Origin of the sequence: Kluyvera sichuanensis (assembly GCF_014218705.1) — a bacterium.
Taxonomy (GTDB): Bacteria; Pseudomonadota; Gammaproteobacteria; order Enterobacterales; family Enterobacteriaceae; genus Kluyvera; species Kluyvera sichuanensis.
In genome coordinates, this window is sequence record NZ_JABBJF010000015.1 from 81929 (window position 1) to 104619 (window position 22691).

General features: G+C 53.0%; 22 protein-coding genes and 1 other annotated feature. Of the genes, 14 read left to right on the forward strand and 8 right to left on the reverse strand.

The window, feature by feature from the left end; all coding sequences use genetic code 11:
- Positions 1-83: 83 nt before the first annotated feature.
- Positions 84-962, reverse strand: a complete 879-nt coding sequence (gene nadK, locus HII27_RS15635) for an NAD(+) kinase (protein WP_185668761.1) — start codon at positions 960-962, stop codon at positions 84-86.
- Positions 963-1083: 121 nt separating this feature from the next.
- Here nadK and grpE point away from each other — a divergent pair, with 121 nt between their 5' ends.
- Positions 1084-1677 (forward strand): nucleotide exchange factor GrpE, encoded by a 594-nt coding sequence (grpE, locus tag HII27_RS15640; protein WP_185668762.1) that lies wholly within the window; start codon positions 1084-1086, stop codon positions 1675-1677.
- Between the two features lie 43 nt (positions 1678-1720).
- On the opposite strand, the gene HII27_RS15645 is transcribed toward grpE, so the two are convergent.
- Positions 1721-3007, reverse strand: coding sequence for an HlyC/CorC family transporter (locus HII27_RS15645; RefSeq protein ID WP_185668763.1), 1287 nt, complete (start codon positions 3005-3007; stop codon positions 1721-1723).
- Positions 3008-3023: 16 nt separating this feature from the next.
- A complete protein-coding gene (locus tag HII27_RS15650) occupies positions 3024-3815 on the reverse strand; it encodes a cytochrome C assembly family protein (RefSeq protein WP_185668764.1) in 792 nt (263 codons plus the stop codon).
- A gap of 225 nt (positions 3816-4040) precedes the next feature.
- Here HII27_RS15650 and ffh point away from each other — a divergent pair, with 225 nt between their 5' ends.
- From ffh to rplS, 5 genes are all read left to right on the forward strand, one after another.
- Positions 4041-5405 (forward strand): signal recognition particle protein, encoded by a 1365-nt coding sequence (gene ffh, locus HII27_RS15655; RefSeq protein WP_185668765.1) that lies wholly within the window; start codon positions 4041-4043, stop codon positions 5403-5405.
- A gap of 222 nt (positions 5406-5627) precedes the next feature.
- Positions 5628-5876, forward strand: a complete 249-nt coding sequence (gene rpsP, locus HII27_RS15660; protein WP_185064520.1) for a 30S ribosomal protein S16 — start codon at positions 5628-5630, stop codon at positions 5874-5876.
- Positions 5877-5894: 18 nt separating this feature from the next.
- Positions 5895-6443 carry a ribosome maturation factor RimM gene (gene rimM / locus HII27_RS15665; RefSeq protein ID WP_035894946.1) on the forward strand — a complete coding sequence of 183 codons (549 nt, stop codon included), beginning with the start codon at positions 5895-5897 and terminating at the stop codon, positions 6441-6443.
- Positions 6444-6473: 30 nt separating this feature from the next.
- Positions 6474-7241, forward strand: coding sequence for a tRNA (guanosine(37)-N1)-methyltransferase TrmD (gene trmD, locus HII27_RS15670; RefSeq protein ID WP_035894947.1), 768 nt, complete (start codon positions 6474-6476; stop codon positions 7239-7241).
- A 41-nt stretch (positions 7242-7282) separates the two neighbouring features.
- Entirely contained in the window at positions 7283-7630 is a 348-nt protein-coding gene (rplS, locus tag HII27_RS15675; protein ID WP_006687325.1) for a 50S ribosomal protein L19, read from the forward strand.
- Positions 7631-7765: 135 nt separating this feature from the next.
- Here rplS and HII27_RS15680 read toward each other — a convergent pair whose 3' ends face one another.
- On the reverse strand, positions 7766-8926 hold the full coding sequence (locus HII27_RS15680; RefSeq protein ID WP_185668766.1) for a YadA-like family protein: 1161 nt from the start codon (positions 8924-8926) through the stop codon (positions 7766-7768).
- 856 nt (positions 8927-9782) lie between these two features.
- Between HII27_RS15680 and HII27_RS15685 the strand changes: the two genes are divergently transcribed.
- The 5 genes from HII27_RS15685 (at position 9783) to HII27_RS15705 (ending at position 14979) form a co-directional block, all read left to right on the forward strand.
- Positions 9783-10190, forward strand: a complete 408-nt coding sequence (locus HII27_RS15685) for a DUF2946 domain-containing protein (RefSeq protein ID WP_317983857.1) — start codon at positions 9783-9785, stop codon at positions 10188-10190.
- Positions 10191-10245: 55 nt separating this feature from the next.
- Complete coding sequence (locus HII27_RS15690) at positions 10246-11616, forward strand: PepSY-associated TM helix domain-containing protein (protein WP_185668767.1); 1371 nt, start codon at positions 10246-10248, stop codon at positions 11614-11616.
- Positions 11617-11842: 226 nt separating this feature from the next.
- Positions 11843-12913 carry a 3-deoxy-7-phosphoheptulonate synthase AroF gene (aroF, locus tag HII27_RS15695; RefSeq protein ID WP_185668768.1) on the forward strand — a complete coding sequence of 357 codons (1071 nt, stop codon included), beginning with the start codon at positions 11843-11845 and terminating at the stop codon, positions 12911-12913.
- Positions 12914-12922: 9 nt separating this feature from the next.
- Entirely contained in the window at positions 12923-14044 is a 1122-nt protein-coding gene (tyrA, locus tag HII27_RS15700) for a bifunctional chorismate mutase/prephenate dehydrogenase (protein WP_185668769.1), read from the forward strand.
- A gap of 62 nt (positions 14045-14106) precedes the next feature.
- The gene (locus tag HII27_RS15705) at positions 14107-14979 is read left to right on the forward strand and encodes an SMP-30/gluconolactonase/LRE family protein (protein ID WP_185668770.1); all 873 of its coding nucleotides are present in this window, start codon (positions 14107-14109) and stop codon (positions 14977-14979) included.
- Here HII27_RS15705 and pheA read toward each other — a convergent pair.
- The 4 genes from pheA to bamD form a co-directional block, all read right to left on the reverse strand.
- Positions 14976-16136: a bifunctional chorismate mutase/prephenate dehydratase gene (gene pheA, locus HII27_RS15710; protein WP_185668780.1), complete on the reverse strand. Its 1161-nt coding sequence runs from the start codon at positions 16134-16136 to the stop codon at positions 14976-14978. The two genes, HII27_RS15705 and pheA, sit on opposite strands and share 4 nt — an antisense overlap.
- 23 nt (positions 16137-16159) lie before the next feature.
- Positions 16160-16284 (reverse strand) — a sequence feature (Phe leader region).
- A complete protein-coding gene (gene pheL / locus HII27_RS27545; protein WP_369709598.1) occupies positions 16236-16283 on the reverse strand; it encodes a pheA operon leader peptide PheL in 48 nt (15 codons plus the stop codon). It overlaps the preceding feature by 48 nt.
- Positions 16285-16400: 116 nt before the next feature.
- Positions 16401-16742 carry a ribosome-associated translation inhibitor RaiA gene (raiA, locus tag HII27_RS15715; RefSeq protein ID WP_185668771.1) on the reverse strand — a complete coding sequence of 114 codons (342 nt, stop codon included), beginning with the start codon at positions 16740-16742 and terminating at the stop codon, positions 16401-16403.
- A gap of 274 nt (positions 16743-17016) precedes the next feature.
- Positions 17017-17760, reverse strand: a complete 744-nt coding sequence (gene bamD, locus HII27_RS15720; RefSeq protein ID WP_062779280.1) for an outer membrane protein assembly factor BamD — start codon at positions 17758-17760, stop codon at positions 17017-17019.
- Positions 17761-17892: 132 nt separating this feature from the next.
- Between bamD and rluD the strand changes: the two genes are divergently transcribed.
- The 3 genes from rluD (at position 17893) to clpB (ending at position 22304) form a co-directional block, all read left to right on the forward strand.
- Positions 17893-18873 carry a 23S rRNA pseudouridine(1911/1915/1917) synthase RluD gene (gene rluD / locus HII27_RS15725; RefSeq protein WP_035894959.1) on the forward strand — a complete coding sequence of 327 codons (981 nt, stop codon included), beginning with the start codon at positions 17893-17895 and terminating at the stop codon, positions 18871-18873.
- Positions 18870-19601, forward strand: coding sequence for a purine nucleoside phosphorylase YfiH (yfiH, locus tag HII27_RS15730; RefSeq protein WP_185668772.1), 732 nt, complete (start codon positions 18870-18872; stop codon positions 19599-19601). The genes rluD and yfiH overlap by 4 nt, the downstream gene beginning before the upstream one ends.
- 129 nt (positions 19602-19730) lie before the next feature.
- On the forward strand, positions 19731-22304 hold the full coding sequence (clpB, locus tag HII27_RS15735; RefSeq protein WP_185668773.1) for an ATP-dependent chaperone ClpB: 2574 nt from the start codon (positions 19731-19733) through the stop codon (positions 22302-22304).
- The last annotated feature ends 387 nt before the right edge of the window (positions 22305-22691 follow it).

Here is a 22691-nt window from a genome sequence, read left to right on the forward strand (position 1 = left end):
GCCGCTTCCTGTATGAAAACCCATAACTGTGTTTTAATACAGTATAAACTGGTTTTTTATCCAGTAAAGAGGCGGCGGTAAAATTAGAACAATTTTTTTGACCAGCCGAGCTTGGTGCTTAATGTGTTGAAATAGCTGTAGTCTTTCGGATGGATCAGGTTGAGGTGGTAATCGCTACGGCGAATCAGCACATCTTCCCCTTCCTGAATCGGCAGAGCTATCTGGCTGTCGCAACTGATCTCAAGGTCACTGCGGCGGTGCGAGAAGCGCAGACGAATGGTGCTGTTGCTGTTAATTACCAGCGGACGCGCCGACAGCGTGTGAGGGAACATCGGCACCAGGGTGATGGCATCCAGAGAAGGCGTCAGAATCGGGCCGCCCGCCGAGAGCGAGTAGGCCGTGGAACCGGTTGGCGTAGAGATAATCAAGCCGTCGGAGCGCTGGGAGAAGGCAAAGGTTTCGTCGATATAGACTTCAAACTCAATCATATGGGCAACTTTGCCGGGATGCAGCACCACTTCGTTGATGGCGGTGCTGATGCGCTTCTGACAGTTTTGCTGGCAAACCTGCGCTTCCAGCAGGAAGCGTTTTTCGGCAATAAAGTTACCGTCCAGCACGTCGGCTAATTGCTGATGGGCGTTGTCCGGGTCAAGGTCGGTGAGAAAGCCGAGGTTGCCGCGGTTAATGCCAATCACGCTGATGTCGTAGCGGGCTAGGGTGCGGGCCGCGCCAAGCATATTGCCGTCGCCGCCGACCACCACCGCCAGATCCGCTTTCTGGCCAATTTCCGCCAGCGTGCCGGTCTGGACGTTATCCAGCTTGAGTTCTTTGGCTATCTGGCGTTCAACAATCACCTCGTAGCCTTTGGTGCACAGCCAACGATAGAGCATTTCATGTGTCGTCAGCGCCGTCGGGTGACGAGGGTGTCCTACAATACCGATACACTTGAAATGATTGTTCATTTTCTGAATGTCCTTGTGCCGAAGATGGGTGACAATGTGATGGCTTCCCTTGAAACCCGGAATCTGATCCCCATAATAAGCGAAGTTAGCGAGATGATTGCGAAAAAACGCGGAGAAATTCATGAGTAGTAAAGAACAGAAAACGCCTGAGGGGCAATCCCCGGAAGAAATTATCATGGAACAGCACGAAGAAGTTGAGGCGGTTGAACCAAACGCTTCTGCTGACCAGGTGGATCCGCGCGACGAAAAAATTGCGAACCTCGAATCGCAGTTAGCGGAAGCTGAAACCCGCGAACGCGAAAGCGTCCTGCGCGTGAAGGCAGAAATGGAAAACCTGCGTCGCCGTACCGAAATCGACGTTGAGAAGGCGCACAAGTTCGCGCTGGAAAAATTCGTCAACGAACTGCTGCCGGTGCTGGATAGCCTGGACCGCGCGCTGGAAGTGGCGAACAAAGACAACGAAGATATGGCACCGATGATCGAAGGTATCGAGCTGACCCGTAAGTCGATGCTGGACGTGGTGGCGAAGTTTGGTGTACAGGTTGTGGCGGACATCAACGTGCCAATGGACCCGAACGTACACCAGGCCATTGCGATGGTTGAGTCCGAAGAGGTCGCTGCTGGCAACGTGCTGATGGTGATGCAGAAGGGTTACACCCTGAACGGTCGTACCATTCGCGCGGCGATGGTCTCCGTCGCGAAAGCGAAGGCGTAATCTTCGCTTAACCCTCTCCCCTGGCGGGGAGAGGGGCTATTCTTTAGTCCTTCACGCTTTCCCGAAGCGGCTTCACCGGATTTACCTGCACCTGCTTAATCACGTTATCCTGTACGTCGAGAATATCGATATCGTACTGGGCGATGCGCACGCGCGTACCCGCAGCCGGGATCTCTTCTAACGCTTCCACAATGATGCCGTTAATAGTGCGCGCTTCGTCTTCCGGCAGATGCCAGTTGAAGGCCTTATTCAGCTCGCGCACGTTGGCGCCGCCGTCGATAATCACCGAGCCATCATTCTGCGGGTTAACCTCTTCGGCCAGCGATGGCGACATTGAAGTGGTGAAGTCGCCGACGATCTCTTCCAGAATATCTTCAACCGTCACCAGCCCCTGAATATCACCGTACTCGTCGACCACCAGGCCCACTTTCTTCTTGTTGCGCTGGAACTTTACCAACTGCGTGCTGAGCGGTGTGCCTTCCGGAACGAAGTAGATTTCATCGGCGGCGCGCAGCATCACCTCTTTGGTGAACTCTTTTTTCTCGGTCATCAGGCGATAGGCTTCGCGTACGCGCAGCATGCTGATGGCATCATCCAGTGAGTCGCGGTACAGCACGATGCGGCCGTGCGGCGAGTGGGTGAGTTGGCGAACAATCGATTTCCAGTCGTCGTTGATGTTGATGCCGACGATTTCGTTACGCGGCACCATGATGTCATCAACGCTGACTTTTTCGAGATCCAGCACCGACAGCAGCATGTCCTGGTTACGACGCGAGATTTGCGAGCGGGACTCGTTCACGATGGTGCGCAGTTCGTCTTTGCTGAGCGCACTGCTGATGGTGATGTCGGTTTTTATGCCCATCATGCGCATCAGAATTCGGGTAATCAGGTTCAGGAACCAGACCAGTGGCATCATCAGAATTTGCAGCGGTGCCAGCAGGAAGCTGCTTGGATAGGCCACTTTTTCCGGGTAGAGGGCGGCGATGGTTTTTGGCAGAACTTCAGCGAATACCAGCACTACGAAGGTCAGCACCCCGGTGGCGATGGCGACGCCCAGGTCGCCATACAGGCGCATGCCGACGATGGTGCCCAGCGCAGAGGCCAGAATGTTGACGAGGTTGTTGCCAATCAGCACCAGGCTGATAAGACGGTCAGGCTTTTGCAGCAGCTTTTCGACGCGACGCGCCGGTTTATTGCCCTGTTTTGCCAGATGACGGAGCCGATAGCGGTTCAGCGTCATCATGCCGGTTTCGGAACCTGAGAAATAGGCAGAGATGACCACCATGATGATCAGCGTCACGATCAGCGTGGTGGTTGAGATATGTTCCAAGTGGATTCCTTAGTACTTAGCCCACGAATTGTTGAATGACACGGCTACCGAAGTAGGCGAGCGTCAGGATGCCAGCACCGGCAACGTTAAACCAGACGACTCGGCGTCCGCGCCACCCTTCATGATAGTGGCCCCATAACAAGACGATATAGACGAACCAGGCGATGATGGAAAGGACGGCCTTGTCGATATTTTCCATGCTGAAGAGGTTATGCATGTAAAACAGGCCGGTACAGAGCGTCAGCGTGAGCAGCACGACGCCAACCTGGGTGATGTGAAACATTTTACGTTCAATGACCATCAGCGGCGGCATTTCATGGCTGAACGCCAGCTTCTTGTTCTTAAGCTGATAGTCAATCCACGCTAGCTGCAGCGCATACAGCGCGGCAATAATCAGCGTGGCGTAGGAGAACAGCGACAGACCGATATGCACCATCATTCCCGGCGTGGCTTCCAGGTGAGTAATAAACTCGTTGGGCATAAAGGTGGCGAAGGCGAGGTTGATCAGCGCAAAAGCATAGACAATAGGCAACAGCAGCCAGCCGCGGTTTCGCGAGGCGACGATGGTCATCACCGTACAGATCATCAGGCTCACCAGCGAGCCGACGTTCAACAGGCTGAGGTTCTGCCCGCTTTCACCGCCCGGTAGAATACGGGCTTCCAGCGCAAACGCGTGGCACACCAGCGCAACGGTGGCAGAAAGAATCGCCATACGCCGCCAGCCGCTGTTTTTTTGCAGCAGACCGGGAATGATCAGCGCCAGGCTGATGGAGTAGGCAACAAGCGCGAGCAGGGCAAAAACAGGCATAAAGTGTCGGCAGTCGTCAAATAGAAGAAAGAGAAGCAGTATATACGCAAAATCATTCGAGTTGTATCAAGGCGCATAGCCTGCGTGAAGGATGATGTGAATGGCGTAACGTGATGCAGCGCTAACCGCAGCATCACAACTCCTCCGCTGTCGTGTTATACTCCGGCAAATTTCCGTATTTTTGGTCGCGCTAGCGACTCACGTTTCCACCCCAGGCGAGAGACAATGTTTGATAATTTAACCGATCGTTTGTCGCGCACGCTGCGCAATATCAGTGGCCGTGGACGCCTTACTGAAGACAACGTAAAAGAGACGCTGCGCGAAGTGCGCATGGCGCTGCTGGAGGCTGACGTTGCGCTGCCGGTAGTGCGTGATTTTATCAATCGCGTAAAAGAAAAAGCGGTTGGTCACGAAGTTAATAAGAGCCTGACCCCAGGTCAGGAGTTCGTCAAAATCGTTCGTAGCGAACTGGTTTCGGCGATGGGCGAAGAGAACGAGACGCTAAACCTGGCGGCGCAGCCACCGGCCGTAGTGCTGATGGCGGGCCTGCAGGGTGCGGGTAAAACCACGAGCGTCGGTAAGCTCGGTAAGTTTCTGCGCGAGAAGCACAAGAAGAAAGTGCTGGTCGTCTCTGCCGACGTTTATCGCCCGGCGGCGATTAAACAGCTGGAAACCCTGGCTGAACAGGTTGGCGTAGACTTCTTCCCGTCCGACGTGGGCCAGAAGCCTATCGACATCGTTAACGCGGCGCTGAAAGAAGCGAAGCTGAAATTCTACGACGTGCTGCTGGTGGATACCGCCGGTCGTCTGCACGTTGATGAAGCGATGATGGACGAAATCAAGCAGGTTCACGCGGCAATCAAGCCGGTTGAAACCCTGTTTGTCGTCGACGCAATGACCGGCCAGGATGCGGCGAATACCGCCAAGGCCTTCAACGAAGCGCTGCCGCTGACCGGCGTGGTGCTGACCAAGGTCGACGGTGATGCGCGCGGCGGTGCGGCGCTCTCTATTCGCCACATTACCGGCAAGCCAATCAAGTTCCTCGGCGTCGGCGAGAAAACCGAGGCGCTGGAGCCGTTCCACCCGGATCGTATCGCTTCCCGTATCCTCGGCATGGGCGACGTGTTGTCGCTTATCGAAGATATTGAGAGCAAAGTTGACCGTGCGCAGGCTGAGAAGCTGGCGACTAAGCTTAAGAAGGGCGACGGTTTCGACCTGAACGACTTCTTAGACCAGCTTAAGCAGATGAAAAACATGGGCGGCATGGCAAGCCTGATGGGCAAACTGCCGGGCATGGGTCAGCTCCCGGACAACGTCAAATCCCAGATGGATGACAAAGTGCTGGTGCGTATGGAAGCGATCATCAACTCGATGACGCTGAAAGAGCGCGCGAAGCCTGAAATCATCAAAGGTTCCCGCAAACGTCGTATCGCCCAGGGCTGTGGCCTGCAGGTGCAGGACGTGAACCGTCTGCTGAAGCAGTTCGACGACATGCAGCGCATGATGAAGAAGATGAAGTCGAAGGGCGGCATGATGAAAATGATGCGCGGAATGAAAGGGATGATGCCACCAGGATTCCCTGGCCGTTAATCCCTCCGTTGAAGTGTGCTGGCTTCGGTTTGCGCACTTCGACAATGACAAACACGCCGACTTTGCTCTGCCTATGACGATAACGCCCTGGTTATCGTGCGGTAAAAGGCAGATGTTGATTGCAATTCCCCCAGAAATGAGTAAAATTTTCGGGCTTTTAATATGACACCGGGCCCCTTCCCTCGATGGGGCCCGGTTGTTCTATTCACACAAGAGGATGTTATGGTAACTATTCGTTTAGCTCGTCACGGCGCTAAAAAGCGTCCGTTCTACCAGGTTGTTGTTACTGACAGCCGTAACGCACGCAACGGTCGCTTCATCGAGCGCGTTGGCTTCTTCAACCCAATCGCTTCTGCGACTGAAGAAGGCACCCGTCTGGACCTGGATCGTATCGCACACTGGGTTGGCCAGGGCGCAACTATCTCTGATCGCGTATCTGCGCTGATCAAAGAAGCTAAGAAAGCAGCTTAATCTGTCACGGTGGTCATGATGAGCAAGCAACACACCGCACAAGCACCTGTTGATCCGATCGTATTGGGGAAAATGGGTTCTTCCTACGGTATCCGTGGTTGGCTCAGAGTGTTTTCCTCCACCGAAGACGCCGAAAGCATTTTTGACTATCAGCCCTGGTTAATCCAGAAGGCGGGTCAGTGGCAGACCGTTGAGCTGGAAAGCTGGCGCTACCACAATCAGGATATCGTCATTAAACTGAAAGGCGTTGACGATCGCGATGCCGCGAATCTGCTGACGAACTGCGAAATTATCGTAGATTCCTCGCAGCTGCCGGCGCTGGAAGATGGAAGCTATTACTGGAAAGACCTGATGGGCTGCCAGGTAGTGACCACTGAAGGCTACGGTCTCGGTAAAGTCATCGATATGATGGAAACCGGGTCAAATGACGTTCTCGTCATTAAGGCAAACCTGAAAGATGCATTTGGCATCAAGGAGCGGTTGGTTCCGTTCCTCGATGGGCAGGTTATCAAGAAAGTCGATCTCGCTACTCGTACTATCGAAGTAGATTGGGATCCTGGTTTTTAAACCACCGGATAAACGGTAAAAGACGGCGCTATGTGGATTGGCATAATTAGCCTGTTTCCTGAAATGTTCCGCGCAATTACCGATTACGGGGTAACTGGCCGGGCAGTTAAAAATGGCCTGCTGAACATCCAGAGCTGGAGTCCTCGTGATTTCACGCATGACCGGCACCGTACCGTGGACGATCGTCCTTACGGCGGCGGACCGGGGATGTTAATGATGGTGCAACCTTTACGGGACGCCATTCATGCAGCAAAAGCCGCGGCAGGTGAAGGCGCGAAGGTGATTTATCTGTCACCTCAGGGACGCAAGCTTGATCAAGCGGGCGTCAGCGAACTGGCCACGAATCAAAAGCTGATTCTGGTATGTGGTCGCTACGAAGGCATAGATGAGCGCGTGATTCAGACCGAGATTGACGAAGAATGGTCTATCGGCGATTACGTTCTCAGCGGTGGTGAGTTACCGGCAATGACGCTGATCGACTCCGTGTCCCGGTTTATTCCGGGTGTACTGGGCCATGAAGCTTCGGCATTCGAAGATTCGTTTGCTGATGGATTGCTGGACTGTCCACACTATACTCGCCCTGAAGTGTTGGAAGGGATGGAGGTACCGCCGGTTCTGCTGTCGGGAAACCATGCTGAGATACGTCGCTGGCGTTTGAAGCAGTCGCTGGGCCGCTCCTGGCTTAGAAGACCTGAACTTCTGGAAAACCTGGCTCTGACTGAAGAGCAAGCAAGGTTGCTGGCGGAGTTCAAACAGGAACACGCACAACAGCAACATAAACATGATGGGCTGGTCTGAGACCCCCAAATATCAGTTTACCCAGGATAAGAGATTAAATTATGAGCAACATTATTAAGCAACTTGAACAAGAACAGATGAAGCAGGACGTACCTTCCTTCCGTCCGGGTGATACCGTGGAAGTGAAAGTATGGGTTGTTGAAGGTTCCAAAAAACGTCTGCAGGCATTTGAGGGCGTGGTTATCGCTATTCGTAGCCGCGGTCTGCACTCTGCATTCACTGTTCGTAAAATTTCCAACGGCGAAGGCGTTGAGCGTGTCTTCCAGACTCACTCTCCAGTTGTTGACAGCATTGCTGTTAAACGTCGTGGTGCTGTACGTAAAGCTAAACTGTACTACCTGCGTGAGCGCACTGGTAAGTCTGCTCGTATCAAAGAGCGTCTTAACTAAGATTCGCGCAAGCGACATCCTGTTAAAAAGGGCTGGCCGAAAGGCTGGCCCTTTTTTATGCCTGCATTTTGTGGATCGTGTAGATATAAAAAAACCTGCCGAGGCAGGTTTTCTCATATGAGATTTCTGGTTGCATTACCAACCGTAGGCCACACCCCCGCCAACAACGAAGTCCCGCTGTGAATCATCAGAGACCGACGCTTTTACCACTACATGTTCAGTTGCTCGTGTTGAGAAACCTACAGCCAGGGCCGATTCACCGTCAGTAGTACCTACACCAGCCCCTACTGCGAACGTTTGGGAGTTCAGTACCTGTGGGATATTTGCCATAGCCGCTACGCCAGCAATGCCTGCGGAGGCTCGTTTGCGGTTTTCGTCGATCTTTTTATCCAGGTTCTCAAAGTTACTATTACCGTTTTCTAATGCCTCAATACGTTGTTCATGATCCGCAATACTTGCTGAGTTTCTGGAAACCGCAACGTCAGTTTTTTGTTGGGCAGCCCTGGTTGATTGAAGGCCACCAGATACTTGAGCAATGTTAGTTTTATTCTGGTCGATCTGATCGGTGTCTATCTTAATTGCATTTCTTGTAGCCTGCAGGCCGCCGGAGATCTGAGCGATATTGGTTTTGTTCTCGTCAATCTGGGTCGTGTTAGCCTTGATCGCATCGTTAGCTGATTGCAGACCGCCGGAGACCTGAGCGATGTTGGTTTTGTTCTCGTCAATCTGGGTTGTGTTAGCCTTGATAGCATCGTTAGCTGATTGCAGACCGCCGGAGACCTGAGCGATGTTGGTTTTGTTCTCGTCAATCTGGGTTGTGTTAGCCTTGATAGCATCGTTAGCTGATTGCAGGCCGCCGGAGACCTGAGCGATGTTGGTTTTGTTCTCGTCAATCTGGGTCGTGTTAGCCTTGATCGCATCGTTGGCTGATTGCAGGCCACCGGAGACCTGAGCGATGTTAGTTTTGTTCTCGTCAATCTGGGTTGTGTTAGCCTTGATCGCATCGTTGGCCGATTTCAGGCCGCCGGAGACCTGAGCGATATTGGTTTTGTTCTCGTCAATCTGGGTTGTGTTAGCCTTGATTGCGCTGTTGGCCTTTAGCAAGTCGCTGGATTGTTGGGTGATGTTAGCAGCATTATTGGCCGTTTCGTTGTTAAACGCTTCCAGGTCGTAGCTGCTGCCAGCCTCGCCAACGATATTAAAAGTACCACTTGAGTAGTTTTCCTGTACCGCGTGAGCCGCGATAGGGGATGTAATAATCGCGGCGATAAGAATATTAAGGATAGTCTTTTGCATTTGTCTGTTCATCATTATCTTACTAAATTGGATGGCAATAGCTGTACCGTTTTAGTGCAGCTAATTCTTTTTTTGTGATGTTGCGTTATTGATTGTTATTCTCTACAGGGTTCGCACAGAGCGAACCCTCATGATGTAATATCACAAGTGGCGGTATTTTATTTTTAGTGAAAAATACAGGTTCAATATTATTTATTCAAATTAAATAAAGGTTCATAAATAATGGTTTAATTGTTAAATAATAAGCGAAAGTCGCGCGGATAGCGGTCTGTGAGGAATTTTCCTCTCAAACTGATGATTGTATACATTCAAATTACTTTGATTTTTATCAATGTTTTTTAGTCGGGAAATAGTATTAATTGCATTCGAAAGCCATGTTTTTTGATGTAATTGATAATGACTTTGATGTTTGTTGTCGCGGAGTGGTTTTTTTATCGATATAGAATGGTTATTAGTTTTTTGCCGTGATAGATCATTTTTATACCATGTGATTTTTTACTCAAGTACATTTAACTTTAATTAAATAATTATAAAATATATATCGATCATTTATCATACAAATGATGTTGGTTTTAATTTCGCAGGAAACTGATGCCTGTGAAATAGATAACAAGCTAAGATAATTACTGGGCAGTGGGTAGGGGTTATAAAGATGTATTATAAAGATATAATATATTTTCTATAAACTCATCTTAGTGCAGGAATGGAAATATTAATCGCAATGGGTGTTTCTTAATTAAGAGAAGGGAACGATCCCTCTCCATAAATAACCACATTCTTTTTGTTTCGAAAACACTATTCCTTAACATATCGAGGTTAAATCATTTACAATGCTCGCTCGCAGCAGGAGAGCAGTGTGGGCAGACGAGTCTTCAACATCACAGCACTAAAACAGCGAGCCGCCTGGCTTGCGCTGTTTGCTATGGCGTTGATTATTGTTGCCCCGCTCATCTCGATGTCGCTGCAGCAATCGCCAATGAGCGCTATGCCGGGCATGCATCATGACATGAGCATGTCGATGCCAATGTCGGCTCATCATTCTGCCCCTGAAAGCATGCCTATCGATCACGGTGAGGCCTGCGGCTACTGCGTGCTTCTCACCCATGTCCCGGGCCTGATTCTGGCCCTGTGCGTTTTGCTAAGTGCACTGATGCTTCGGGTGACGACCGCGCCTTTCCCGTCGTTGGTTTTACACTGGCGTGACTTCCCCTGGCTTTTCCCCGATACCCGTGCGCCACCGGCGCCGTCTGCTTTGCCTGCTTAATAACGATAACTGACGCTTTAGCGTCTCATCGCTCTCGTTTGCATAAAGGAAGAGTATGACAACCTGCACCTCGCGGGCGGCATGGGTGCACCTACTGCGCCGCCTGCATTTTTTTATCGGCCTGTTTGTCGGGCCTTTTATTTTCGTTGCGGCCTTAACCGGCACGCTGTATGTGGCCACGCCTCAGCTGGAGAACCTGATGTATCGTCAGGCGCTGCAAGGGGAGATGAGTGGTGAACGGCATTCGCTCGCTGAACAAATTGCCGTGGCTGAACGTTCGTTGGGTACACCGCTGCGTCTGAGCGCGGTGCGGCCTGCGCTGGAAGTGGGGGAGACGACACGGGTGATGTTCGACGACCCCGCGCTTGCGCCCTCTGAGAATCGCGCGATCTTTATCGACCCGATAACCCTCGCGATAAAGGGCGATATGACAGTCTACGGCACCAGCGGGATCTTACCGTTGCGCCAGTGGATTGATTATGCCCATCGCTCGCTGCTGTTGGGGGATATCGGGCGTTTGTATAGTGAGCTGGCGGCATCATGGATGTGGATTGCTGCGCTGGGTGGGGTTGCACTGTGGGCCTTTACCCGGCCAAAACGCCGTATTAAAAACCGCCTGCAGAATACCCGCCGCGTTCACGTTACGCTTGGCTGGTGCCTGCTTGCTGGCATGCTGCTGTTTTCGGCGACCGGCTTAACCTGGTCCCAATGGGCGGGCGGCAACGTTGATAAGCTTCGTGCCACCTTTGGCTGGTTGACGCCGCAGGTGAATACTCAGCTACACGGTAGTGAGGCGATGGTGATGGACCCGCATGCGGAGCATCATGCTCATCATCAGGGTATGGTGATGAGTGAGCCGCCGATCGCCGTGGATCGGATTGATGCGATCCTCCTGGTGGCACAACGAGGCGGTATTGATGCAACACATCTCGAAATCCGGCCACCGCGCAGTGTGGATCGCGCCTGGACGGTGACAGAAATCGATCGCCGCTGGCCGACGCAGGTTGATGCGGTGGCTATCGATCCCGGCTCGCTGGCTATTCTCGACTATACCCAGTTTGCCGATTTCCCGCTGATGGCAAAACTCACCCGTTGGGGCGTGGATTTCCACATGGGCGTACTGTTCGGCCTGCCTAACCAACTGCTGCTGATGGCGTTTGGCCTGGCGCTCTGCGTCGCGATTTTCATGGGCTATCGTCTCTGGTGGATCAAACGCCCGGCGCAGTCATCGGTGAGCCCTGTCCAGACGTTGGCGCAAAGCTGGCTGGCGCTGGCTCTCCCTGGCAGGGTTCTCACACTACTGCTGGCGATAGCGTTCGGCCTGGCGTTGCCGGTGATGGGGGCGAGCCTGCTACTGTTTGTGATTATCGACTGGCTACGCTGGCGTAATACGGTGGTTCAGCGGGTGTCGCAGACGGCTGAGTAGCGGCCTCAGTGCCGTTGTGGATCGTAGGGCGAGCACGCAGGTGCTCGCCTTTTTTATCTGTGTAATTTTTTATTTACATTTATTGGGCGATTATTTTGCGATTAAATGGCATCTGTAAACAATAATTTACGAATTTTGGATTGAAATCTTTACTCGTTATGATATTGTGGCTGCACCTCATTGAGGAAACCACTATCGCAAACGAGCCATAACAGGTAATGCCAACATGCAAAAAGACGCGCTGAATAACGTAAATATCGCCGATGAACAGATTCTGATCACCCCGGATCAGTTGAAAGCTGAATTCCCGCTCACCGTTGAGCAGGAAGCGCAAATCGCCCAGTCACGTAAAACGATTTCTGACATTATCGCCGGCCGCGATCCGCGCCTGCTGGTAGTGTGTGGGCCTTGCTCTATTCACGATCCTGAAGCTGCCATCGAATACGCGCGTCGATTTAAAACCCTTGCGGAAGAGGTCAGCGATAGCCTCTACCTGGTTATGCGCGTCTATTTTGAAAAGCCTCGTACTACCGTTGGCTGGAAAGGGCTTATCAACGATCCGCACATGGATGGCTCGTTTGATGTGGAAGGTGGTCTGAAAATTGCGCGTAATTTGTTGGTAGAACTGGTCAGCATGGGGCTGCCGCTGGCAACCGAAGCGCTGGACCCGAACAGCCCACAATACCTGGGCGACCTGTTTAGCTGGTCTGCGATTGGTGCGCGTACTACCGAATCTCAAACCCACCGTGAAATGGCGTCTGGTCTGTCGATGCCGGTTGGTTTCAAAAACGGTACCGATGGTTCACTGGCGACCGCTATCAACGCCATGCGTGCAGCGGCTATGCCACACCGCTTTGTCGGTATCAACCAGGCCGGTCAGGTCTGCCTGCTGCGTACTCAGGGTAACCCGGATGGCCATGTGATCCTGCGCGGCGGTAAAAAACCGAACTACGGCCCGGAAGATGTAGCGCAGTGTGAAAAAGAGATGGAACAAGCAGGACTGCGCGCATCGCTGATGGTAGATTGCAGTCATGGTAATTCCAATAAAGACTACCGCCGTCAGCCTGCGGTGGCGGAATCCGTTGTCGCACAGATCAAGGATGGTAACCGTTCCATTATTGGTCTGATGATTGAGAGCAATATTCACGAAGGTAACCAGTCTTCCGAGCAGCCGCGCTGTGAGATGAAATACGGCGTATCGGTCACCGATGCTTGCATCAGCTGGGAAGCGACGGATGCGCTGCTGCGTGAGCTCGACAAGGATTTGCGTGGCCATCTGGCGGCTCGTCTGGCGTAAGAGGATTGTATGGTTGCTGAACTGACCGCGCTGCGCGATCAAATTGATGAAGTAGATAAAGCGCTGCTGAGCCTGCTGGCTAAGCGCCTGGAACTGGTGGCGGAAGTCGGGGAAGTCAAAAGCAAATATGGCTTACCGATTTACGTCCCGGAGCGTGAAGCTTCTATGCTGGCTTCACGCCGCAGAGAGGCGGCCGCGTTGGGCGTGCCGCCCGATTTGATTGAAGATGTGCTGCGTCGCGTAATGCGTGAATCTTACTCCAGCGAAAACGATAAAGGCTTTAAAACCCTTTATCCGTCGCTGCGCCCGGTGGTGATCGTGGGTGGTGGTGGCCAGATGGGACGGCTGTTTGAAAAGATGCTGACGCTGTCAGGCTATCAGGTACGGACGCTGGAGAAAGATGACTGGGCACGCGCGCCAGAGTTGGTCGCTGACGCCGGAATGGTGATTGTCAGCGTCCCTATCCACGTGACCGAGCAAATCATTGAGAAGCTGCCGCCGCTGCCAGCGGATTGTATTCTTGTCGATCTGGCGTCGGTGAAAGCGGGCCCGTTACAGGCCATGCTTTCCGCGCACCAGGGCCCCGTTTTAGGGCTGCACCCGATGTTTGGCCCGGACAGCGGCAGCCTGGCAAAACAGGTGGTGGTGTACTGCGATGGCCGTCAGCCGGAAGCGTACCAGTGGTTCCTCGAACAGATTCAGGTCTGGGGCGCGCGTCTGCATCGCATCAGCGCAGTAGAGCACGACCAGAACATGGCCTTTATCCAGGCGCTGCGCCACTTTGCGACCTTCGCTTACGGCCTGCATTTGGCGGAAGAGAACGTCCAGCTAGAGCAACTGCTGGCGCTCTCGTCACCGATTTACCGCCTCGAACTGGCGATGGTCGGGCGACTGTTCGCTCAGGACCCGCAGCTGTATGCTGACATCATTATGTCGTCCGGTAACAACCTGGCGCTGATTAAACGCTACTACCAGCGCTTTGGTGAGGCTATCGGCCTGCTGGAGCAGGGGAACAAGCAGGCGTTTATCGACAGCTTCCGCAAAGTTGAACACTGGTTCGGTGACTACGCGCAGCGCTTCCAGAGTGAGAGCCGCGTCCTGTTACGGCAGGCGAACGACAGTCGGCAATAACGAAACTGTATATACTTGAAAGCCAGGGGAAATCCTCTGGCTTTTTTTATGGGATGAACAGAATGGCTGACGCAAACCTGCTGTTTGATTACACCGGCCACCTGCCGGAATGCCCGACCTGGAGCGAAGCGGAACAAGCGCTTTACTGGGCCGATATCATGGAGTGTGAAATTCACCGCTATGCGCTGGCGACCGGTGAGCACCGGGTTTTACAGTTCCCGGAAGAGGTGGGCTGTTTTTCCCTGCGGGAAAACGGTGGCTTTATTGTCGCTCTACGCAGCGCCATCTGGCTTGCCGACAGCCGTGGACTGCTGCAGCATAAAGTTTGCGATAACCCGAGTAACCCTCAGCTGGCACGCTTTAACGACGGCGGTACTGACCGTGATGGGCGCTTTTACGCCGGCACCTTCTGGGGACCGGGTGACTATAACGGCGCGCTGCTGGTGCGGATTGATAATCAGCTGACGCCGAAAGTGGTGCAGTGCGATATTCACGGCGCCAACGGGCTGGCCTTTAGCGAAGATAAACGCTGGATGTATACCTCGGATACGCCAAACGGCGTGATTTATCGTACGCCGCTGGATGAGCATGGCGAGCCGCAAAAGCGTGAGGTGTTTCGTCAGTTTAAAGCGGGAGAAGGCATTCCTGACGGGGCGGCTATCGACGAAGAAGGATGCTACTGGAGCGCGATGTTTGACGGCTGGCGGATTGCACGCTTCTCACCAACGGGTGAACAGCTCGCCGAGTATCGTTTGCCGGTGCGCTGCCCGACGATGGTGTGCTTTGGTGGCGCGGATAGGCGCACGCTGTTTATCACCACCACCCGCGAGAATATGTCGGCGGAGGAGGTGGCGCAGTATCCGCTTTCCGGCGCCATCTTCACCCTGCCGGTAGAGGTAGCAGGGATGAAGAAGCTGCCGTTTATTGAACGTTAAACCGGGTCGACGGGGACCACGTTTTCGCTTGGGTAGCAGCCCAGCACTTTCATGGAACGGGTGATCCCGGAGAGTTCTTTCAGCGCCTTTTGCATCGGCAGGGATTCCAGGTTGGCCTGGATGTCGAGATAAAACATCTCTTCCCACGGGTTGCCATGAATAGGACGTGATTCGAGCTTGGTCATGATCAGGTTGTGGTTGCGCAGGACCAGCAGCGCTTCAACCAGCGCACCGGCCTGTTGTCCGGTCGCGATAAGCAGGGTCGTTTTCGCTGGAACCTGATCGGAGACGTTCACCGATTTGCGTGCCAGCACCAGGAAGCGGGTAATGTTCTGCGTCTGGTTAGCCTGGCAATGCTCCAGTACCTGCAGGCCGTACAGCTTGCCACCGGCTTCACTGCCCAGCGCGGCAACGGTCGGGGAGTTGGCCTGCGCCACTTTTTCCATCGCCGCCGAGGTGCTCTCGGTGTACACAATTTTCCACTGCGGGTAGTGGCTCAGGAACTGGCTGCACTGCTGGAACGGCTGCGGGTGGCTGTAGACCGTCTCGATGGTTTCAAGCGTCGTTGTACCGTTCACCAGCACGCAGTGGTCGATAGGCACCGTCATCTCGCCCACAATCGACAGGCTGGTGTGCTGCAACAGATCGTAGACATCGTTAATCCCGCCGGAGCTGGTATTTTCAATCGGCACGACGGCGTAGTCGGCCTGACCGGTCTCGACCTGATTAAAGATATCGGCGAACTTCAGGCAGCCGCTTTCGATGAACTGTTCAAAGTGGCGAGCGGCGTACTGACGTGCCGCCAGATGGGAGTACGACCCTTTTGGTCCCAGAAACGCGATGCGCGCTGAGTGCGGGTTAATCTGGTTTAAATGCTGTTGCAGCAGGGTTTGCTGGGTCAGGACAGAATCTTCAATGATGAGCTGGAACAGCCGCGTGATGTAGTGCGCATCAAGCTGGTGGGTTTTGCCGATGGTGATAAGACGCTCCAGCAGGTCACGCTCGCGGTCGATGTCGCGCACCGGGCGATGGGAGGCCAGCTTGGCTTTGCCAACTTCCACGGCGAGGCCGCGGCGTTCTGCCAGCAGGCTGACCAGTTTTTCATCGAGGGCGCTTATCTTATCGCGTATTGCCAGTAACGGGTTTTCCGAAGTCATCATGTTTGCCTTTCTTGTTATCAATAAAAAAGGCCTCCCGGGTGGGAGGCCTGATTGTTCGTCTTCGCATTCTTTATCTCACGACGAAACGCCTCCCAATCAGGGGAAGGTAAAAAAGAATGCGAAGAAAAACGGTAGTCGTATCACAGCAGGTTAATTCCTTAGTGTGGTGAGGTTTTACAGTACCCGCTCTGTTTTCGTTCTGTCAATAAAAAACGCGCCCGAAGGCGCGTTGGCGATACACATTAAAGTACAAAGTTCAGTTTACTCTTCTTCAACTTCTTCTACGAAGCTTGCGTCTTTCACCGATGTGGTGGCGCGACGGGCTTCCCCTTTGTGTTGCACCTTATTGAGCTGCCGTTCCAGCTTGTTGATCAATTCGTTAATGGCGGTGTACATATCTTCATGTTTAGCGCTGGCGACCAGATGCCCGTTCGGGGTATTCATCGTGGCGTCCGCTACAAATCCCTGTGGCTCTTTGGACAGGATGATATGTGGGTTGATTAAGTGGGTTTGCCATTTTTCCAATTTTGAGAGACGGTCTGCGACATGCTGGCGAATAGCCGGAGTAATTTCCATTTGTTTACTGGTAATGTTCATTGTCATAAATTTTACCTCTTGTCTTTCCGTCTTGGTGATTCCAGCATACCTCGGATTTGGTTAAAATGTGTGATTAAGATCACATTATTTTGTCACTTTTTGTCAGTGCATTCATTTTGTGAGTCAGGACAGGAAGAAGTGATTTTTTACTTGTCGGTTCGGGAAAATGCAGCCATATTTGATAGGATGACCTGGAGCTAAACCGCTTCAGCAATGACGTAAAACGAATAAAAAAACGGCAGCCTCAGGGCTGCCGTTTTGCTTGATAGGATTGTCCGAATCAGGACTGAGTGTTTTTGCTGTTGGCCGCAATGATTTTTGCGACTTTGTCAGCCTGCGCGGTCATCTGCATTTCACGATAGGCGTTTTCCATCTTAGGAAGCGCGTCGCGGGTGGCCTGAGTGTCCGGGTAGTTACGCATCATGTTTTCAGTGCGGTTAACCACGGCTACCCATGCACCACGTGCAGTGTAGTAATCAACAACGGAAAGTTCATATTTCGCCAGACGATCTTTCAGGAAGACCAGACGCTTGTTGGCATCGGTGACGTACTGACTGTTCGGGTAGCCGCGCACCAGCTTCGAGAAGTCATTGAATGCGTCACGCGCGTGCTGCGGATCGCGGTCGGAACGATCGACGCCGAAGAAGCCCTGCAGCGCGCTATCATCCAGCGCCATATTCGTCAGACCACGCATGTACATCACGTAGTCGATGTTTGGATGAGTCGGGTTCAGACGGATGAAACGGTCAATTGCGGCCTGGGCCAGCGGCAGATCGGCATTTTTATAGTATGCGTAGATCAGATCCAGCTGAACCTGCTGAGAATATGGTCCAAACGGATAGCGGTTATCCAACGCTTCCAGTTGCGTTATTGCCTGTTTCCAGTTACCGTCCTGCAGCTTTTGCTGAGCAGTTGCGTAGATTTCATTAGGCGGATTATCAGGAACTTCGTCCTTTGAACCAGAGCACCCCGCCAAAGCCAGGCTCAACGTGGCCGCTGCCACCAGATATTTCATGCGCGTCATGACGTTTTGACTTTCCTCAAAATGTTTATACGGGATATTCATAGTTCCTGTTCCCGATTAAGACCAGCTACAATAGCACACTATATTAAACGGCGAAGCCGTAAAAACCCAACGTTAACGAAGAAGCTGTATATGGCACAACGAGTACAACTCACCGCAACGGTGTCCGAGTCACAACTTGGACAACGCTTAGATCAGGCTTTGGCCGAAATGTTCCCTGATTATTCGCGTTCGCGCATAAAAGAATGGATCCTCGACCAACGCGTACAGGTAAATGGCAAAGTTTCAGACAAGCCAAAAGAGAAAGTCATGGGCGGCGAAACCGTCTCTATTGACGCCGAAATTGACGAAGAGATCCGCTTTGAAGCGCAGGATATCCCACTCGATATCGTTTATGAAGATGACGACATCATGGTCATCAACAAACCACGTGACCTCGTGGTGCACCCTGGCGCTGGTAACCCGGACGGCACGGTACTGAACGCGCTGCTGCACTACTATCCGCCGATTGCCGATGTACCGCGTGCGGGCATCGTACACCGTCTGGATAAAGACACGACCGGTTTGATGGTGGTGGCGAAAACCGTTCCGGCGCAAACGCGTCTGGTGGAATCGCTGCAGCTGCGTGAGATCACCCGCGAGTACGAAGCGGTCGCGATTGGCCACATGACCGCAGGCGGTAGCGTTGAAGAACCGATCAGCCGTCACCCGACCAAGCGTACGCACATGGCGGTACACCCGATGGGTAAACCGGCGGTAACGCACTATCGCATTATGGAACACTTCCGTGTGCACACGCGTCTGCGGCTACGTCTGGAAACCGGACGTACGCACCAGATCCGCGTGCACATGGCGCATATCACCCATCCGCTGGTGGGCGATCAGGTCTATGGTGGACGCCCGCGTCCGCCGAAAGGCGCATCGGATGAGTTCATTTCCGTACTGCGTAAGTTTGACCGTCAAGCGCTTCACGCGACCATGCTGCGTCTCTATCACCCGATTTCGGGGATTGAAATGGAATGGCATGCGCCAATCCCGCAGGATATGGTTGATCTGATCGCAGTGATGCGCGACGACTTTGAAGAACATAAGGATGACGTAGACTGGCTATGACCAAAATCATTGTCCCGGAGTGGCCGCTGCCAGCAAGCGTAGCGGCCTGCAGTTCAACGCGCGTGGGCGGGGTTAGCGAAGGGGCGTGGGATTCTCTGAATCTCGGTGCCCACTGTGGCGATAATCTTGATCACGTAGAAGAGAACCGTAAGCGTATGTTTGCGGCAGGTAAACTGCCGTCGAAACCGGTGTGGCTTGAGCAGGTACACGGTAAAGAGGTTCTGCATCTGACCGGTGAACCTTATGCCTCTAAGCGCGCCGATGCTTCCTATAGCAATACGCCCGGGACTGTGTGTGCGGTGATGACAGCCGATTGTCTGCCGGTGCTTTTCTGTAATAAAGCCGGAACCGAAGTCGCTGCGGCGCATGCCGGATGGCGCGGGCTGTGCGACGGCGTGCTGGAAGAGACCGTTGCCTGCTTCAAAGATAGCCCAGAGAACATTGTTGCCTGGCTTGGCCCGGCGATTGGGCCGCTGGCTTTCGAAGTCGGCCCGGAAGTGCGTGAAGCGTTTATGGCGAAAGATGCCAATGCGGTTAGCGCCTTCCGTCCTGCCGGCGAAAAATACTATGCTGATATCTACCAGCTGGCGCGTCAGCGCTTGGGGAATATCGGCGTAACCGCACTCTTTGGCGGTGACCGCTGTACCTTCAGCGAAAAAGATGATTTCTTCTCTTACCGCCGTGACCGTACTACGGGTCGTATGGCAAGTTTCATCTGGCTGATATAACCTATAGAATCAAGACGATCCAGAAGGCAGACATTTTTTTCTCATTGACCAGGTCATTTAACCTTGAATAATTGAGGGATGACCTCATTTAATCTCCTGTAGCAAATTTGACCTAGTATGGGAGGAGTCATGCGTCTGGATCGTCTTACCAATAAATTCCAGCTTGCTCTTGCCGATGCCCAGTCGCTCGCACTGGGGCACGACAACCAATTTATCGAACCTCTTCATTTAATGAGCGCCTTGCTGAATCAGGAAGGGGGCTCGGTACGTCCTTTATTAACCTCTGCTGGCATTAATGCTGGCCAGTTGCGTACCGCTATCGATCAGGCATTGAGCCGTTTACCTCAGGTGGAAGGCACCGGTGGAGACGTGCAGCCGTCTCAGGATCTGATGCGCGTGTTGAATCTTTGCGACAAGCTGGCGCAAAAACGTAACGACAACTTTATTTCGTCAGAGCTGTTCGTTCTGGCGGCGCTTGAGTCACGTGGCACTCTGACCGACCTGCTGAAATCAGCGGGGGCGACAACGGCCAATATTACTCAGGCTATTGAACAGATGCGCGGGGGTGAAAGCGTGAATGACCAGGGTGCCGAAGACCAACGTCAGGCATTGAAAAAATACACGGTCGATCTGACCGAGCGCGCCGAGCAGGGCAAACTTGACCCGGTTATCGGCCGTGATGAAGAAATTCGCCGTACCATCCAGGTACTGCAGCGTCGTACGAAAAACAACCCGGTATTAATCGGTGAACCGGGCGTCGGTAAAACGGCCATTGTTGAAGGGCTGGCGCAGCGCATTATTAACGGTGAAGTTCCGGAAGGCTTAAAAGGCCGCCGTGTACTGGCGCTGGATATGGGCGCGCTGGTGGCCGGGGCGAAATACCGCGGTGAGTTTGAAGAGCGTCTGAAAGGCGTACTGAACGACCTGGCGAAACAGGAAGGCAATGTCATCCTGTTTATCGATGAGCTGCATACCATGGTCGGGGCGGGTAAAGCCGACGGCGCGATGGATGCTGGCAACATGCTAAAACCGGCGCTGGCGCGTGGGGAACTCCACTGCGTAGGCGCGACGACGCTGGATGAATATCGCCAGTACATCGAAAAAGATGCGGCGCTGGAACGTCGATTCCAGAAAGTGTTTGTCGCAGAGCCTTCGGTGGAAGACACCATCGCGATTCTGCGTGGTTTGAAAGAACGTTATGAACTGCACCACCACGTGCAGATTACTGACCCAGCAATTGTGGCGGCAGCAACGCTGTCTCACCGCTATATCGCCGACCGTCAGTTGCCGGATAAAGCTATCGACCTTATCGATGAAGCGGCGTCCAGTATTCGTATGCAGATTGACTCGAAGCCGGAAGAGCTCGACCGACTCGACCGCCGTATCATTCAGCTGAAGCTGGAACAGCAGGCACTAATGAAAGAGTCTGACGAGGCGAGTAAGAAACGTCTCGACATGCTGAACGATGAGCTGAGCGATAAAGAGCGTCAGTACTCTGAGTTAGAAGAAGAGTGGAAAGCGGAAAAAGCCTCCCTCTCCGGTACGCAGACGATTAAGGCTGAACTGGAGCAGGCGAAAATTGCCATCGAGCAGGCGCGTCGCGTCGGCGATCTGGCGCGGATGTCCGAGCTGCAGTACGGCAAAATTCCAGAGCTGGAAAAACAGCTGGAAGCGGCAACGCAGTCTGAGGGTAAAACCATGCGCCTGTTACGTAATAAAGTGACGGATGCAGAGATTGCCGAAGTGCTGGCACGCTGGACTGGTATCCCGGTTGCCCGCATGCTGGAAGGCGAACGTGAGAAACTGCTGCGTATGGAGCAGGATCTGCACAGCCGCGTGATTGGGCAGAACGAAGCGGTTGAAGCGGTATCGAATGCGATTCGCCGTAGCCGTGCCGGGCTGTCCGATCCTAACCGTCCGATTGGTTCATTCCTGTTCCTGGGGCCAACCGGGGTAGGTAAAACCGAACTGTGTAAAGCGCTGGCTAACTTTATGTTCGACAGCGACGACGCCATGGTGCGTATCGACATGTCCGAGTTTATGGAGAAACACTCCGTGTCTCGTCTGGTCGGTGCGCCTCCGGGATATGTTGGTTATGAAGAGGGCGGTTATCTGACGGAAGCGGTTCGTCGTCGTCCTTATTCTGTCATCCTGCTGGATGAAGTCGAGAAGGCGCATCCGGATGTGTTCAACATTCTGCTGCAGGTTCTGGACGACGGTCGTCTGACCGACGGGCAGGGGAGAACGGTCGACTTCCGTAACACGGTGGTCATCATGACCTCTAACCTCGGTTCCGACCTGATTCAGGAACGTTTCGGCGAACTGGACTACGGGCATATGAAAGATCTGGTACTGGGCGTGGTCAGCCACAGCTTCCGTCCAGAGTTCATCAACCGTATAGATGAAGTGGTTGTCTTCCATCCGTTGGGTGAAAAACATATTGCGTCGATTGCCCAGATTCAGCTGCAGCGTCTGTACCAGCGTCTGGAAGAGCGTGGCTACGAAACGCAGATGTCTGATGAAGCGCTGCAGTTGCTGAGTCAGAATGGTTACGATCCGGTATATGGTGCACGTCCGTTGAAACGTGCTATCCAGCAGCAGATCGAAAACCCGCTGGCCCAGCAGATTCTGTCCGGCGAGCTGATTCCTGGCAAAGTTATCCGCCTGGAAGTCAAAGACGATCAGATTGTGGCAGTGCAGTAAGTCACAAAAAGAAGAAAACGAGCCCTTCGGGGCTCGTTTTTGTTTAAAAACCAGGCAAAAATAAGAGGGTTGAATGAAAAATAAGCGAACGATAAGTTTTTTATAATTTATGCTTGCGACTTCTCAGTATCTCCCTATAATGCGCCTCCACTGACACGGAACAACGGCAAACAAGCCGCCGGGTTAGCGAGGTTCTCCTGAGAATCTCGAGAGACGAAAGCGAAAATAAACGCTTGACTCTCAAGCGGGAAAGCGTAATATGCACATCCCGCGCCGCTGACAAAGCGAAGCGGCACTGCTCTTTAACAATTTATCAGACAATCTGTGTGGGCACTCGAAGATACGGATTCTTAACGTCGCAAGACGATAAATGAATACCAAGTCTCT

Excerpts from the sequence above, each read along its gene's own strand:
- rplS (WP_006687325.1), top strand. The coding sequence starts at position 7,283 with ATGAGCAACATTATTAAGCAACTTGAACAAGAACAGATGAAGCAGGAC.
- yfiH (WP_185668772.1), top strand. The coding sequence starts at position 18,870 with ATGACCAAAATCATTGTCCCGGAGTGGCCGCTGCCAGCAAGCGTAGCG.
- raiA (WP_185668771.1), bottom strand. The coding sequence starts at position 16,742 with ATGACAATGAACATTACCAGTAAACAAATGGAAATTACTCCGGCTATT.
- HII27_RS15690 (WP_185668767.1), top strand. The coding sequence starts at position 10,246 with ATGACAACCTGCACCTCGCGGGCGGCATGGGTGCACCTACTGCGCCGC.
- HII27_RS15680 (WP_185668766.1), bottom strand. The coding sequence starts at position 8,926 with ATGCAAAAGACTATCCTTAATATTCTTATCGCCGCGATTATTACATCC.
- nadK (WP_185668761.1), bottom strand. The coding sequence starts at position 962 with ATGAACAATCATTTCAAGTGTATCGGTATTGTAGGACACCCTCGTCAC.
- pheA (WP_185668780.1), bottom strand. The coding sequence starts at position 16,136 with ATGACTTCGGAAAACCCGTTACTGGCAATACGCGATAAGATAAGCGCC.
- ffh (WP_185668765.1), top strand. The coding sequence starts at position 4,041 with ATGTTTGATAATTTAACCGATCGTTTGTCGCGCACGCTGCGCAATATC.
- tyrA (WP_185668769.1), top strand. The coding sequence starts at position 12,923 with ATGGTTGCTGAACTGACCGCGCTGCGCGATCAAATTGATGAAGTAGAT.
- rimM (WP_035894946.1), top strand. The coding sequence starts at position 5,895 with ATGAGCAAGCAACACACCGCACAAGCACCTGTTGATCCGATCGTATTG.
- aroF (WP_185668768.1), top strand. The coding sequence starts at position 11,843 with ATGCAAAAAGACGCGCTGAATAACGTAAATATCGCCGATGAACAGATT.
- trmD (WP_035894947.1), top strand. The coding sequence starts at position 6,474 with ATGTGGATTGGCATAATTAGCCTGTTTCCTGAAATGTTCCGCGCAATT.
- rluD (WP_035894959.1), top strand. The coding sequence starts at position 17,893 with ATGGCACAACGAGTACAACTCACCGCAACGGTGTCCGAGTCACAACTT.
- clpB (WP_185668773.1), top strand. The coding sequence starts at position 19,731 with ATGCGTCTGGATCGTCTTACCAATAAATTCCAGCTTGCTCTTGCCGAT.
- HII27_RS15705 (WP_185668770.1), top strand. The coding sequence starts at position 14,107 with ATGGCTGACGCAAACCTGCTGTTTGATTACACCGGCCACCTGCCGGAA.
- grpE (WP_185668762.1), top strand. The coding sequence starts at position 1,084 with ATGAGTAGTAAAGAACAGAAAACGCCTGAGGGGCAATCCCCGGAAGAA.
- rpsP (WP_185064520.1), top strand. The coding sequence starts at position 5,628 with ATGGTAACTATTCGTTTAGCTCGTCACGGCGCTAAAAAGCGTCCGTTC.
- bamD (WP_062779280.1), bottom strand. The coding sequence starts at position 17,760 with ATGACGCGCATGAAATATCTGGTGGCAGCGGCCACGTTGAGCCTGGCT.
- HII27_RS15650 (WP_185668764.1), bottom strand. The coding sequence starts at position 3,815 with ATGCCTGTTTTTGCCCTGCTCGCGCTTGTTGCCTACTCCATCAGCCTG.